This is a genomic window from Mycobacteroides sp. CBMA 271 (genome assembly GCF_009729205.1).
Taxonomy (GTDB): domain Bacteria; phylum Actinomycetota; class Actinomycetes; order Mycobacteriales; family Mycobacteriaceae; genus Mycobacterium.
Genome location: NZ_VTHB01000005.1, coordinates 408,111 through 421,801 on the forward strand (window position 1 = coordinate 408,111; position 13,691 = coordinate 421,801).

General features: G+C 59.0%; 16 protein-coding genes. 8 read left to right on the top strand and 8 right to left on the bottom strand.

The annotated features are described in order from the left end of the window. Positions 1–48: 48 nt before the first annotated feature. Complete coding sequence (locus tag FZI91_RS15800; protein WP_155939951.1) at positions 49–378, bottom strand: hypothetical protein; 330 nt, start codon at positions 376–378, stop codon at positions 49–51. On the opposite strand from FZI91_RS15800, the gene FZI91_RS15805 reads away from it, so the two are divergent. The 3 genes from FZI91_RS15805 (at position 377) to FZI91_RS15815 (ending at position 4,884) form a co-directional block, all read left to right on the top strand. Next, positions 377–1,687 (top strand): AarF/ABC1/UbiB kinase family protein, encoded by a 1,311-nt coding sequence (locus FZI91_RS15805; protein ID WP_155939953.1) that lies wholly within the window; start codon positions 377–379, stop codon positions 1,685–1,687. The two genes, FZI91_RS15800 and FZI91_RS15805, sit on opposite strands and share 2 nt — an antisense overlap. Positions 1,688–2,245: 558 nt before the next feature. Beyond that, complete coding sequence (locus FZI91_RS15810) at positions 2,246–3,766, top strand: DUF1254 domain-containing protein (RefSeq protein WP_155939955.1); 1,521 nt, start codon at positions 2,246–2,248, stop codon at positions 3,764–3,766. A gap of 686 nt (positions 3,767–4,452) precedes the next feature. Further along, positions 4,453–4,884, top strand: a complete 432-nt coding sequence (locus FZI91_RS15815; protein ID WP_155939957.1) for a cupin domain-containing protein — start codon at positions 4,453–4,455, stop codon at positions 4,882–4,884. Between the two features lie 345 nt (positions 4,885–5,229). Here the strand turns inward: FZI91_RS15815 and FZI91_RS15820 are convergent, their stop codons facing one another. The 5 genes from FZI91_RS15820 to FZI91_RS24115 all read right to left on the bottom strand — a co-directional run bounded on the left by FZI91_RS15820 (position 5,230) and on the right by FZI91_RS24115 (position 9,261). After that, positions 5,230–6,216, bottom strand: a complete 987-nt coding sequence (locus tag FZI91_RS15820; RefSeq protein ID WP_162526435.1) for an NADPH:quinone reductase — start codon at positions 6,214–6,216, stop codon at positions 5,230–5,232. Between the two features lie 50 nt (positions 6,217–6,266). Further along, positions 6,267–7,244, bottom strand: coding sequence for a zinc-binding dehydrogenase (locus FZI91_RS15825; protein ID WP_155939961.1), 978 nt, complete (start codon positions 7,242–7,244; stop codon positions 6,267–6,269). 37 nt (positions 7,245–7,281) lie between these two features. Next, positions 7,282–7,740: a MarR family winged helix-turn-helix transcriptional regulator gene (locus FZI91_RS15830; RefSeq protein WP_155939963.1), complete on the bottom strand. Its 459-nt coding sequence runs from the start codon at positions 7,738–7,740 to the stop codon at positions 7,282–7,284. Positions 7,741–7,823: 83 nt separating this feature from the next. Beyond that, positions 7,824–8,225 (bottom strand): nuclear transport factor 2 family protein, encoded by a 402-nt coding sequence (locus FZI91_RS15835; protein ID WP_155939965.1) that lies wholly within the window; start codon positions 8,223–8,225, stop codon positions 7,824–7,826. Positions 8,226–8,343: 118 nt separating this feature from the next. Next, complete coding sequence (locus tag FZI91_RS24115) at positions 8,344–9,261, bottom strand: NADP-dependent oxidoreductase (RefSeq protein WP_155939967.1); 918 nt, start codon at positions 9,259–9,261, stop codon at positions 8,344–8,346. Positions 9,262–9,410: 149 nt separating this feature from the next. Here FZI91_RS24115 and FZI91_RS15845 point away from each other — a divergent pair, with 149 nt between their 5' ends. Together FZI91_RS15845 and FZI91_RS15850 are read left to right on the top strand one after the other, a co-directional pair. Continuing rightward, positions 9,411–9,557: a hypothetical protein gene (locus tag FZI91_RS15845; protein WP_155939969.1), complete on the top strand. Its 147-nt coding sequence runs from the start codon at positions 9,411–9,413 to the stop codon at positions 9,555–9,557. Positions 9,558–9,794: 237 nt separating this feature from the next. Further along, a complete protein-coding gene (locus FZI91_RS15850; protein WP_155939971.1) occupies positions 9,795–10,334 on the top strand; it encodes a hypothetical protein in 540 nt (179 codons plus the stop codon). A 230-nt stretch (positions 10,335–10,564) separates the two neighbouring features. Here FZI91_RS15850 and FZI91_RS15855 read toward each other — a convergent pair whose 3' ends face one another. Next, positions 10,565–11,116: a YaeQ family protein gene (locus FZI91_RS15855; protein ID WP_162526434.1), complete on the bottom strand. Its 552-nt coding sequence runs from the start codon at positions 11,114–11,116 to the stop codon at positions 10,565–10,567. A gap of 105 nt (positions 11,117–11,221) precedes the next feature. On the opposite strand from FZI91_RS15855, the gene FZI91_RS23715 reads away from it, so the two are divergent. From FZI91_RS23715 to FZI91_RS24010, 3 genes are all read left to right on the top strand, one after another. Further along, the gene (locus tag FZI91_RS23715) at positions 11,222–11,380 is read left to right on the top strand and encodes a hypothetical protein (RefSeq protein ID WP_243733979.1); all 159 of its coding nucleotides are present in this window, start codon (positions 11,222–11,224) and stop codon (positions 11,378–11,380) included. 86 nt (positions 11,381–11,466) lie between these two features. After that, positions 11,467–11,715: a DUF3297 family protein gene (locus FZI91_RS15860; RefSeq protein ID WP_155939975.1), complete on the top strand. Its 249-nt coding sequence runs from the start codon at positions 11,467–11,469 to the stop codon at positions 11,713–11,715. A 753-nt stretch (positions 11,716–12,468) separates the two neighbouring features. After that, complete coding sequence (locus tag FZI91_RS24010) at positions 12,469–12,771, top strand: hypothetical protein (protein ID WP_239001859.1); 303 nt, start codon at positions 12,469–12,471, stop codon at positions 12,769–12,771. A 58-nt stretch (positions 12,772–12,829) separates the two neighbouring features. On the opposite strand, the gene FZI91_RS15870 is transcribed toward FZI91_RS24010, so the two are convergent. Further along, on the bottom strand, positions 12,830–13,588 hold the full coding sequence (locus tag FZI91_RS15870) for a nuclear transport factor 2 family protein (RefSeq protein ID WP_155939977.1): 759 nt from the start codon (positions 13,586–13,588) through the stop codon (positions 12,830–12,832). Positions 13,589–13,691 lie beyond the last annotated feature (103 nt).

Below are 13,691 nucleotides of genomic sequence, written 5' to 3' on the forward strand. Positions count from 1 at the left end.
ACAGGCCTTGCTGTCGCGGGCGCCTTCGCCGAAGCTGGTGCAGCAGTGTCAATTACAGGTCGGCGCTCCCACGCTTCCGAGTACGACGTAGACCTTAGTGCGTTCGATTACCACCAGTGCGAAATGGCTGATCCAGCGCAGATCGCGCAGGAACTGATCGTCGACAACCAACCAGAACGAGCACTGCACCTCGCGGAGGTAGTCCTGACTGCGGACCCGGCGCACATCGGTGCGTGGACCGCTAGTCGAGACGCACACCGACAACTGCTCGACCGCGCCGCAGGAGAAAATTTTTGGGAGACACGATGGCTGCAGATTCAACTGCAGAAGGCCGAACGCAAAATCCTTGCCGCCAAAGAACACTAGGGGAGTAGCCATGGACGATCCCCGGTCAGGAGGCCTGCGCCGCGGCGCCAAAATCGCGTCGTTCTCACTGGGAATGGCCGGAAGGACTGCCGCGGCCATAGGAAAACGCGCCGCCGGAAGCCCGAGAGAGACCGTCAACGCAGAATTGATTGAGCGGGCTGCACAGGAGATGTTCGCAGTCCTTGGCGAGCTCAAAGGCGGCGCCATGAAGTTCGGGCAGGCGCTGAGCGTCATGGAAACTGCGATACCAGCCGAGTTGGCGGTTCCCTTCCGCGAAGCATTGATCAAACTGCAAAGCCAAGCGCCGCCCTTGCCTGCCCGAAGAATCCACTCGGTTCTCGACGGGCAATTGGGGACCCGCTGGCGCGAACGTTTCAAGTCCTTCGACGATCAGCCGGTCGCTGCGGCGAGCATCGGTCAAGTGCATAAAGGGATTTGGTCCGACGGGCGTGTGGTAGCGATCAAAGTGCAGTACCCCGGAGTAGATGGCGCACTGCGTAGCGACTTGAAGGTCATGGCGCGCATGAACGGTCTGATCGTCAAGATAGCTCCCAGCATTGACATGCAAGGCTTCATCGACGAGTACATCCAACGCACCGAGGCTGAACTGAACTATCGGCAGGAAGCCGACTACCAACGCGCGTTCTCGCGAGCCTTTCGCAACGATTCCACCTTCTTTGTCCCCGCTGTTCTAGCCAGTTCGCCGAAAGTGATTGTCTCCGAATGGGTCGAAGGAACGCCGATCAGCGAACTAATCAATACGGGTAGTCAAGACGAACGCAACCTGGCCGCCGAGCGTCTGTGTGAATTCGTCTTGGCGGCCCCGGCGAAAACTCAACTGGTCCACGGCGACCCACACCCAGGAAATTTCCTGATGCTGCCCGACGGCCGGATGGCGGTGATCGACTTCGGCGCAGCCACACCGTTCTCGAAAGAAGCAAGTAATGCTCTGTGGACCATGGGGGAGTTAGCTTTTGAGGATGACGATGAACTGCTAGTCGAAGGACTGCGGAAGATCAACTTTCTCTCCGAGACTGGATCGTTGGACGCCAACGAACTGCGCAAGCAGCTTGATCTATTCACCGGGCCCGCCCGCACCGAGCGTTTCCACGTTTCCAGAGACTGGTTTTCCGAGGCCATGGCACCCTACATCGGAAGAGCAGACAGGAGCGGCCAAGTTGCCCGCGTATCGCCACCGAGAGATTTTCTTATGTACGCCAGAGTTTTTGGCGGAACATTCGCCATCAGCGCCCAACTCGACGCAACCGTTCGCTACCGCTCGATGATGGAGAGATGGCTGCCCTATTTCGCGGCCGGGTAGGCGCGTCGGCACCAATCACATGTCGCGATCCCGACGCAGAGAGAAGCTTGCTCCGCCTCCTTCTGTGCTATTCAAATCTGGGACGAAGACTCGGCAGGTCCGGACGGGGAGCGGTGACCCGCATCAATCGGATCTGACTAATCAACAAACTCGTGTAAGCGGCAATACTTCCACGAGAGCGGCCGGGGGGAGGAGAATCTCAATGACGACGGGCGGCGTATCTCTGCTCCCCGCAACAGCGCGGAACCCAGGCTGCACAGGGTCAGGCCGTCACCAATGGCCAGCGCTCCAAGGCAGCTGACGGGGCTCATCAGAACGGGAGCGGTACTGTCGGGAGCAAACCCCAGCAGCAGTACCGGGAGCACTAACCGCTCCTCGCCCAGTGGTATCGTCCGGTCAGGGTGATAGCTCCGGAATTGGCCCTGATATCCACCGGCACAGCCACATTCAATAGATCTGAAAGGCCATCGTGCAACGGGCGCCCGGCCAGGGTCGACTTGAATACGGTTGGCAATACCAGAACCGGGAAGAGGAGAGGTAGGGACAATGGATACGCGAATGACCCGACGTGGGGTGCTTCGAAGTGCGGGGATCGCCGCCGCGACCGCCGGTGTCGCCACTGCCATCGCCGCGTGCACGACAGACACAGGCTCGAAGGACACAGAAGCCAACAGCTCCAGATCGCCAGCGGCTCCTAACGCACCGGCCAGTGCGCCAGACCTCACTCAGCCGGCTTCGGGTGTCGGCATGTTTCCCGGCTACGCGCAGACGATCGCCCAGTTCGCCTATGTCTGGGGATGGCCGATGATCAACATGCTCAACCGGCGCACCCAGATCACCCAGGCTCCACACCCCGGTCTACTCAACGGCGTCCTACCGGTGGCGCCACAGGGCCGTCTCGGCATGCTCGCCAACTACATTGATCCAGCCGAGACGTTCGTCACCTGCCCCAATCAAGACGTGGTGTACGGACTGGGGTACTTCTCGCTCGATGACCAGCCGGTCATCGCCCAGGTACCCGATTTCGGCGACCGATTCTGGGTATATGCGCTCTACGACGCGCGCACCGATCAATTCGGCGAACTCGGCAAACCGTACGCAACCAAGCCCGGGTTCTATCTGGTTGCAGGACCGAACTGGAAGGGCAACACCCCTGACGGTGTGCAAGCCGTGATCAGAAGCTCCACATCGCTGGCCAACGTAGTACCACGCGTATTTATGGATGACACCCCCGAGGACCACGTCGCGATCCAGTCCGTCATCAACCAGATCGACTTCTATCCGCTCAGCGATTTCGACGGCAAGATGAAGACCACCGAATGGGCAAAGGCCCCCACTATTGCCGGGCCGCCATCCGATGCCGGTGCCGGTGAAACGAAATGGGTTGTGCCGGAGAAGTTCTTCGACGAGTTCGGTGCGGTCTTGGATCAGGTCTCGCCTCTGCCCGGCGAGGAAGCGCTCTACGCGCAGTTCCGGGCGCTGCTGGTCTCGGCGAATCAGAACCCCGACATCAAGAAGGTCCTCGTCGACACCGCGGTGGCCACCGAACGAGATGTCATCGGGCCGTTTTTCCAGTGGGCCCACAACGGGCGGCCCGTAGGCAACGGCTGGAACCGCTCCACCAATAACGCGCAGTTCGGCATCGATTACTTTGACCGGACCGGCACAGCACGATCGAACATGTTCGACAACCGGCCGACGGAAACTCAGTACTTCTACACCGATAACGACGCCACCGGTGTTGCGATGGTTGGCGAGAAGGCCTACAAGGTCACCTTCGCCGCCGGACAGGAGCCGCCGGTGAAGGGGTTCTGGTCACTAACGTTGTATAACGACAAGCACCTGTTCCACCCCAACGATCTGAAGCGGTATTCGCTAGGGACGAAGAACAAGAACCTCAAACGCAACCCCGACGGGTCACTGACGCTGTACGCCAGCGCGAAATCTCCTGGACCGGACAACGAGTCGAACTGGCTACCTGCCCCGAACGGGCCGTTCTCCCTCTACATCCGCGCCTACTGGGGCGAACCCGGCATCACCGAAGGCACCTGGAAACCACCCGCCGTTGAAGCGCTGTAACTAGAACCGCACACCAGCCAGCGGTCAACCCATCCTGAGGCTGCGCAGATCACCAAAAAACTCCTCGGCCAGGGCGGGGGAAGCTTGCGTGAGCCCGTGTACAAGCAAGTGACCATTGCACGAACGGAGAGTGCGCGATGAGTGCCGAAACTAAGATCCACGAACGGTCAAGCATATTTCCAGACCGATCACTAACGATTCCACACGTCCCGACCGGATCTCCAGTCAGCGATTGCCATAGCGGTTGACGCGGTTGTTAGGCGAGTAGCAGTATGCGCGCTCCCGAGGTGGCCAGGTTGTCAACCTTGTCATCAGAAGAGCTTGGCGTGACAGCGACGCGGACTGGGTAGACGCCAACCAAGTTTGGAAACTTTCCTGATCACTTGGCGGTAAGGCATACCCAGTTAACCTGCGCTTTAGGTCTTTTCGATATGAAGTAGCTACTACACCGAGGACCACCTGTACACGACAACACTAGCAAGTGAAAACTTCAGCGTGCCTATTTACTCTTGTGCAGTAATGACTTTGAACTTTCAGTAGCGTGTAGTTGAGCATTGAATCAAGACTAGCGACAGCTTCGCGCCTTCTCGTGTATAACGGTATCTGTTCGGGTACAAAGACTTACGCTCAAAGCGGCTCGACAACCATGACACATGCAGTTCCCTATGGAATAGGAATTATTAGTCATGAACTATGAATTAGGTTCCACCCCAACAAACCTCAGTGACGTAGACGGCACGTATGAGCCGGACATCGCCTGGGTTAAGACTGTTGAGCCGAAGATCAAGGGGGAGGTCTACTACACAAAAATGCTCACCGACGACCCAGTGACCGGCATGTCAGTACAGATGGTGCATTACCCGGCTGGGACTGTGAACATCTGGCACTGCCATCACGCAAGTCACGGTATGTATGTGCAGGAGGGCGAGTTCTATACCAACGGAATGCACGGACCCAAGGTGTACGGTCCAGGATCATGGGTGTGGTTTCCCGCCGGCGGTTGGATGGAGCACGGCGCCACCGACAACAGCGACGCTGTCTGTCTAGCCGTGTTCAACATGCCCTTTGATGAGTACTTCATGGGCGATCCTAACCCGCCCGCCGAACCGTTCCTCTGAGCAGGCCCGCAAGGGATGATCCGGGGAAGCTAATGCCCGGAGGCTCTCGTTATGGAGCTATTGCAGTAACCGTCTTGAAGATGGGTGCTTGATTAGCCACCCTGTCAGTCGCGTGAAGGGACACGCAGGTTGCGGGCCTTGGCGGCCTCAGCATTGATTCCGGCTCGTAGGTACCGACCACAAGGCAGCACCCCGGTCAATTCAAGCAGGCCTACGATCTGCCAAAATACAGTGCCGACACATGGGCCATCTGTCGAAATATATTGTGCATGTGCGTGTTTCGTGAAAGATTCCAGCGAGCGATAGAACGGCATCATTGCGGAGTGATCGAGAAGCCAGATCTCCTCAATCGACGCCTATGAGGGTGTATCCGAGCTGCTTTCCGGCTTCTACGGCCTTATGGGCGGTGGCGGTCTCGCTCAACGGGCATACCCCTTCGATGGGCAGCGTGAGCCCTTCGCTCAGAAGTGCAGTTAGGTCGTGTGCGGCGTCTTGTTTGCTTTGGAGTGGGAAGTCGTCGCTGCCGAGGAATCGGATAGTTGTGTTGGCGAATCCCAATTGCCAGTAGGGGATTGGCGGATTCGAGTTCGATGAGTAGTAGGCCGCGATTGTGGCGTTGGTGCCGAGTATTTTGGTGTTCTGTTCAATGTGTGCCGTGAAGTCAACGTCGAGTATTCGGTCGATGCCTGTGGGGGCCAGTTCCTTGATTTGCGGAATGAAATCGTTGCCGTCGTCGAGGACGGTGTGGGTGTATCCGCGTGTGGTGAGGGCCCGGTGCTGTTCTGGCCGCCGGACCACTGGTATGACGTGTCCGCGATGGTGTTTGGCGATCTCACAAGCTAGAAGCCCGACGCGACCTGCGGCCCCGTAGATAAGGACGGCTTTGTTGTTGATGGGTCCATCTGCCAATAGTCCATAATGGGCGGTGATCCCCGGGATACCCAGGCAGGCAGCATTTTTCATGATGTCATCGGTCGGTTCACCGGGTAGGTCGATCACGCGATCTGCTGGTACGGCCGCGTATTCGGCGGCCGTGCCTTTTGGCCGGTAGGACTGTGCTCCGAAACACCACGCGGCCCGCCCTACGCGACTGGGGTCCACATGTTCGCCGACGGCTTCGATCCATCCGGACCCGTCGCTGTGTGGAATCACCAATGGATAGGGCATCGGTGCGTCTTGCCATCCGGATCGTTTTTTGACATCACCTGGGTTGACGCCGGAGTAGCGGATTCGCAGCAGCACTTCGCCGGGACCCGGGACAGGTTTGGGCTGTGCCCCGAACTGAAGAACGTCATCGGCGGAACCTCGGCCCGTGTACCAGACTGCGCGCACTTCGTGCTCCAATCATGTTGGTGTTCGCTTGTATCGGTTAGTAGCGAGTCTCAGTTGCCGGTGACGATGACGACTTTGCCGACAACGGTGTTGCTGTCGATATCCTGGAGGGCTTGTTGCATGTCCCGCAGGTGGTAGTCCGTTCGCGGTCCCAGACAAAACTCGCCCCGTTCGATGCGATCGAGGTATCGCTGCAGAAGTGAGGGAGGCAGGTCTGCGGCGTTTCCGGAATAAGATGTGAGCCTGACGCCACGGGGGATGAAATCTATTGGGTAGAACTGTTCGATGATCCACGAGTTGGACAGCATTCCGGTGAAGCAGACGGTCCCGCCGGGGCGTGTCGAGAGCAGTGTGTCACGCAGCGTGGGCGCACCTACGAGTTCCAGGGCTGCATCAACACCGCCCGGCGCCATCTCGTGGATCTGCGCCGCAATGTTGCCGGTGTCGAGGATCGGGACATCGGCGCCCCATTGCGCAAGGGTGTCGAGGCGGTCCGCGGAGCGGGTCGTTGAGAGCACGATTGCCCCGCGCTCTTTGGCAATCGCGGTGGCCGCGAACCCCAATGCCGAGGTGCCTCCCCGCACCAGGATCCGCTGACCGGCTTCTATCGCCAGTGTCCTAACCACACTTCCGTAGGCGGTTTGCAGCGTTTCGGGCACTTGTCCAATTGTCGCCCAGGGCAGATCGGACCGGAACGGGACGACTGTAGAGGCGGGAACAACAGTGAACTCGGCGTGCCCGCCGTCGAAAAGCCGGCCCATTCCCCCGAGCATTGCCGCGACCTGTTGGCCAGGCCGCAGGCCTGTCTCAAGCTCGTCATCAACGGTCCCTACAGCTTCAATGCCAGGGATGATCGGGAATACGCGCATATCGCTCAGACCTTTACGCAAATGTAGATCTGAGCGGTTCATCCCGGCGGCCTTCACCGCAATGCGAACCCAGCCGGGCCCCTTGACGACAGGGACTGGGAGTTCTTCGACTTCGAGGACTGAAGATGGTACGGATCGGCGCAGAACAGCGGCAAGCATAATTTCCTCCGCGGATTGTCATGGCTGTCCGGGCCGATCATTCGCGATGCGAAATGATCTTCTGGAAGACTTTGCTGAAGGTGGCGGCCTCGGTATCGGTGAGATGCCTTGCGAATGCCTCCTGGACGCCGGAAACATGTGTGAGCCAAGTTGATTGAAGCTTATCGAGACCGGCTGCGGTAAGCCTGATGAAGATCGAACGCCGACTGGCTGCGTCAGGCTCTCTGCGAGCGTAATCGTGGCGCTCGAGAGTATCCACGAGCCGAGTGATGCCACTAGCGGAATATGTTAGCGCGCTGGCTAATTCATTCATGCGGAGCCGCTGATCGGGTGCCTCCGAAAGTTGGACCAGCGCGTCGTAGATCTGCATGCTGATCCCCTGATGCGCGCGCAGGTCCTCATCCAGATAGCGGTCGACAAGAGCCTGCGCCCGTCGGAAGTCTCGCCACGCACGTTCCTTTTTGGGGCTAATTTTTGGTTGCTCCACCACAGACATGCTCCTATCTTCTTGCCGCAGAATCCTGCTTCTTCTCATTGTGTGCGGTGGAGCCCCCGACGGTCTCCACCGCACACAATGACCTAAGCGCCGGGTACGGGCGGTGCGGCCGGCTTGTTGAACAAGTAGTGCGCGATCTTCCACTCGCTGTTCTCCTTACGCAGGATGAACACCTCGCGGTTTTCCTCCGGGACAGAGGCGTCGATCGATTTGACCTTCACCGTACCTCGCGAATCGGTGACAGCGTAGGCGAATTCACCCGCGACGGCGATCTCGTGAATGTTGAACTTCACGCCCAGCTGGATCGTGTCAAAGATATCCTGGTAGGTAGCTTCGAGCTGCTCGCCCTTGGATGTAGGCAGGTTGTACGGGTAAAACACTCCATCGCGGGCATAGACGGCCCGCGCAGCCTTGGCATCACCGTCGTTGAGTGACTTTGCGTAGTCGTCCAGCAGGTTCTCAATTTCGGTTACTTCGTTGCTCATGATGATTACCTTTCAATGGTTTTCGACGCTAGAAATCTGACTGAAGTGGTGCGGACAAATCAGCTCGGTACCTGCTCTCGGGTGAAGTGCTCGGGCGCAACAAACACCGACGTTGCGCTTATGCGTAGTAGATATGGTCAGGAACCAAGATGGTCTTGCCGATTTGGCCACCCGCCTCAAAAGCGGTGACCGCGTCCACAACGGCACTGAACGGATAGACGGCATGTACTCGTGTTGAGAGTTCCTTGTTATCAACGAGATTGACTATCTCCGCCAGATGGCGCACGTTCTCCTCGACAAACGACTGATGTAGTCGAATACCTCGTTCAACGCGGGGGAGAGCGGTGGGCACCAGCGAGACGATATCGCCACCGTCAACGACTGCCTGCGCGATTTCAGTAACACCCGCGGTATCAACAGCCGCGTCGAACAAGGGGGCACATGCAGCATCGACAGTGGTAAAACCGTATCCCGGTGGAACTTTGGAGATGTCTCGCACCAGCCCGACCACCTCCCAACCGTTCAGCGCGGCCAGCTCTGCAACGTAGCGGCCCACCGCACCCAAAATGCCCGACACCAACAACAACGCGCGATCGTTGCGGGGCCCCAACTTATCCACGGCCTGCAATGCTGTCACCGCCGCCAGCGGTATCGACGCCGCCTCCGCCACCGTTGTCGACACCGGAGCGGCAGTCACCAAGTCTTCCGGTAACTTCACAAGTTCTGCCCATGTACCAATCCCGGTCGCCGCCTGCGCCGACATCGCCACCACAAAATCGCCCACCGCAACCCTAGTCACACCCGCGCCAGTCTCAATGACCTCACCAGCTAGATCCCACCCCAAAACCATCGGCAAACTAGCGCCAATGACATTGGCTATACTCCCGGTTCGCACCTTGTTGTCAATCGGGTTCAACGCTGTGGCAAGTACTTTCACCGTAACCTCGCCAACGCCAGGCGCCGGCGGCGTCGACAAGTCATGGCGAACTAGCAACCGCTCTGGTGTCCCAAAATCCTCAAGCACGATTGCTTGCATGCACCCTGGCCTCCCTGTCTACTCGATCGGGTTATCCCTAACCGGTATAGCCAACCTAGCATCCAATAGTTGCGTTCGCAACAGTTGCGTCAACAATCTTTCTGCTTTGGCCGTGTCACCGACGGCCGACAGCTCATGGAGGTTTTTCGATGAGCACAATCGGTCTGATCATGAGCTTTGACAACATCGCCGCTGACCACCCGGGCGCGGCGCAGCCGCGCGGGCTTGTTGATCTCGACAACGTTGGGGAGTCCACGACTTTCAGCGCTGCATTTCAGTTGCCTTCACCGTGGTGAGATCTTCTGGGACACAACCGAATATGTCATGGATTGTGTCGGCGAAGGGCTCCATCGGCAAGGTGGTCGAACCGGATCCGTTCGGCCCGTGAATATTACGTGCGCCTCGATGCTTGCGGCTATCCGGTCGATCCGGGGTGATCGGCCGGTTCGTGGACCCCGTAATATTGAGTGGGCAACGCCCAGAAGCAGATCGCTCCATCTCCGTGACGCGGGCAGACACGATCGAGGGACGCAGTGACAACAGAGCCAGATGACATCGTGAATAGCGCCGAGGTGATCTATGAACCTGGCGTCACCGTGAAATGGGTACTCGACATGAGCCGTTTCGCAGACTCTGAGGCGACAGCCGCCACCGAATCGTCACGCAGCGTTCTGCAGACCACTCTGGAGATTGAGCAGGCTGTAAATGCATGCCTGGACGAGCACGGCACTGCGGTAGCTCGCGTCGTACATACCTTTGGTGGTCGCGATATCAATCTTCGGGACGGCTCCAGAATTACATATCGGTGGAAGCTCTTTATCTGCGACTGGCGATGCCTCGGCTGTGGTCTCGACATGTCCACGGTCGACGAGTACTACATGCTGCAAAACGATGTGTGGGCACAAGCGAATCCTGCTATCGATGGGAACCTTTGCATCACATGTGTCGAAGAGCTCCTCGGTAGAACTCTCACGGCCGCCGACTTCACTGATCTACCGATCAATACCAGCACCACGAAACGACGCACCCAGCTACTAGTCGATCGCCTCAGCGCGAGTCTCGACAACGGCTGACCAAGCGCCCACAGGAGCCGGGGCAGGGGCAGACCGTGCATCCGTTGCAATAATCAGACTTCTACTGGTAACCCTGCATATTCGATACCGCCGTATTGCTCCGGTGTGCAGCGCATCGGCTCCTCGACACCAAGATCTTGTGTCTCACAGTCCGGCCAGGGCCGCCCGACAATGATGGCGTCAGCGTCCATGGCGCCTGCGCCATCGACCAGCACCTTGGGCTCAAACGTTCACTCCAATGGCTCGGGCGTGAAGGTGACGTCGACTCCGCCCACGGTCATCGTCACCTGACCTTCGATCACCATCACCTGCGCCGAGACCCGTCGATCGACAGTCTGGGCCAGTTGCTGCACCGGTGCGTGCGGTATCTGCATCACCGACAGGTTCGGCAGCCCCGCCACTTTGGGGCCGACGGTGCGCCACCAGGTGGCCACGCCAGCGGCGAACGGGAACAGCAGCACCTGGTCGGCCTGGCCGGCCGCCTTGCCCAAGGCGCGTTCATCGGGCTGGCCGACGTTGACCCACTCCAGGATCCGGCCGGTGTAGTCGGCGAGCCGCAAGTCCGGTACACCAGGAGTGGACAGGCCTGGCCCGAACGCCAACTCGCCGTCGACGTCGCCGAGTCGGTGTGCACGAAGCCCAAACGCCAACAAGCGCACCACCATCCGCTCATCGGTCTCGCTGGGATGACGGGCCACGGTCAGTGCGTGATCGGCGTAGTAACCGTGATCGACATCGGAGACGCCAAGTTCGACTTTGAAAACTGTTGCAGAAAGGGCCACGTCATAGTGTCCACCCAAGTGGTGCCCCCCAAGCAGTCAGGTCGCATTCAGTGGTCACGACGCCTAGCCAGACGCCAGTTCGAGTCGCCACCCAGGCACGCAACCATGCAGCAACAGTGGGGTACGTCGATGGCGCAGGCGCTGATCGCCTACGAAGATGCGGTACTCAGCTTGGTGGATGCGCACGATGGGAGAGTGGGGCATTCCTCCCGATACGAACGTGCGGAATTCATCAGAAGCGGCAGGGGAGAGCGGCCCTCCTAGACCTACGCGCAACCCACTACTGCAGGGTCGCGTAGATTCTTCGAGAACAATCCGAGCACCTAACGCAGCATTCAACGAAGGCCATCATGTCCGAGGATCAGAACACAGGCGTTCCGCCGAATCACCTCTCCATCGATCCGCGTAGCGCCTTCTATAGCGAAGAGGTGCTTCGCCGCGACGTGGGTATTCGCTTTAATGGTGTCGAGAAAACCAATGTTCACGAATACAACGTGGCCGAGGGTTGGGTGCGTGTTGAAGTCCCCACCGCGAAGGATCGCCGCGGAAATCCGATGGTCGTCAAGCTCAGTGGCACGGTTGAACCTTTTTTCCGCTGAGCAAAAATGCGGACGCCCCTGGATTTCTGGCGCGGCTGTCAACCGGCCCCGGCGGTCGGCCGGGCGCGCGGCCCACGAAGAGATGCTTTCCGCACATCAACAATTGGCGACCAGCACACCGGACGGCAGGCACATTCACGTCGATGCCGGCCACACCATTCACCTTGAGCAGCCAGCCATCGTCGTTGCGACCATCCAAGAAATCGCACAAGAGGCGGCCCATAGATAGCTCTCGATATCAAGAGTCCAACTTGCCAATAGCAAGCAACGACGACCCGCCACCGGCTACAGCGTCGGTTTGAGAGCGTCTCGGTAGACCCCGGTGTTGTCACGCTGCCCCGATAGAATTGGTGGCAGGGTATTGACTTTCCGCCGAAGGGGAAGCCCATGGCAACAACCGTTAGTGACTTGGCTGCTGAACTCGGACTGAGCCCCGAGGACACCGTCACTGCGTTGTGCGCGATCGGTGAGTTCGTTCTCGGGCCTGATAGTCGAAGGGGGATCCGGCGGCAGTGCAGCTGCGTGCCAGCCCGCCGTCGCCTCATCAGACACCCCATGCGGCAGGGGAGTTTTCGCTGACCGCGGGCACCGTGGATGGCTTCATGCCGGGCCGTCCTTCAGTTCGTAGGAAGAAGTGGCCTGTTGCCTGGCGTCCTGGCGGTACTCCACTGAACAAGGTGGTGCAGCTCCTTGCAGAGCCGTACGTCGAGAGCAACGGGGACCGAGTTCGCGATCACGGCGTGATTTTCCAAGATGAGCTTGACGCCGCGAAACGCCACTATCACCAGTGGATTGAGGCCAGTTTTTGAGATGCATTGCCTGTTGGATGAAGACACGATCGCCGAGTGGATCCGCACGTTCCATCGCCGCAATCTGCTTCCTAGAGAAGTTATTTCATTGGTCTTAGCGGGTTTCACGCCCCAGGAATTAACCTTGCGCCTTTGGTACGGTCAGCTCAACCAGGGGCGTCTGCCATTGATGGATCAGCTGATGCGCGGAACTATCACTGCCGAGCAGGCCCGCGCCCATCTGGACAGGTATCACAGCGCCGGTTAGGCCGTCGAGGTGATCGACGCCTGCAATGCTCGGATGCCGCTGAAGAGGTTGCGGCAACCTAGTATTTGCCGTTGTCGTTTTTCCATTCGCTTCGCGCGGGGATCGTCTCGACGACGTCCCAGTGCTCGGCGATCTTGCCGTTCTCAATCCTGAACAGGTCATAGAACGACGTGTGCTCGCCGTTGAAGTGGCCTTCGCTGACGACGAGGACGAAATCGCCCTCACCCAGCACACGATGAATGCGCTCGTATTTGGCCACGATGCCGGCGTCGGCCCAGGCTTTGAACGCTGCGGCCAGATTGGACACACCGTCGGCAATCAGGGGGTGATGCTGGATGTACCGGTCGCCGTCGCAGTAATCAGCGAGGGCGTCGATCTGGCCGGCTACGAGAATTTCTTGGACGAAGCGCTCAGCCAACTCCTTGTTGGCGTCGGTCTTATCGAGGTCTCGGGCCTCGGTCGGACCGTCGATCATGCTGCGGCCACTCGGGTTTCGTTCGGCCGTCGCCTGCAGGTTGTCCCAATGCTCGACGATCTGTCCGTTCTCGAATCGGAAGATGTCGAAACCAATTTGTGGCCCGAAGAGGTTGTAGTCGGAGTGGGCGAAGACGTAGTCGCCGTCCTGGAACACCCGGATGGTGTTGACTGACGCACCCTGGGGCACGGCGTCGAGCAGCGCGTGAAAGCCGGCGAGGCCATCAGCGGCTGCCAAGTTGTGCTGAATGTACTTGTCGGTGCTGATGACGTCGGCTGGTTCGGGCGCGCCGGTTGCGATGGCGTTGAGCAGCTCGACGACCTGTTGCTTCTGGGAGGACATGACGGTTCCTTTCATTGAGGGTGGAACAACCCGGCGCTGTGGTTGCGCAGGAGTTGATTGAGGTGAGCGATACGGAAGGCCTACTGGGCTTGCGACAGAACGA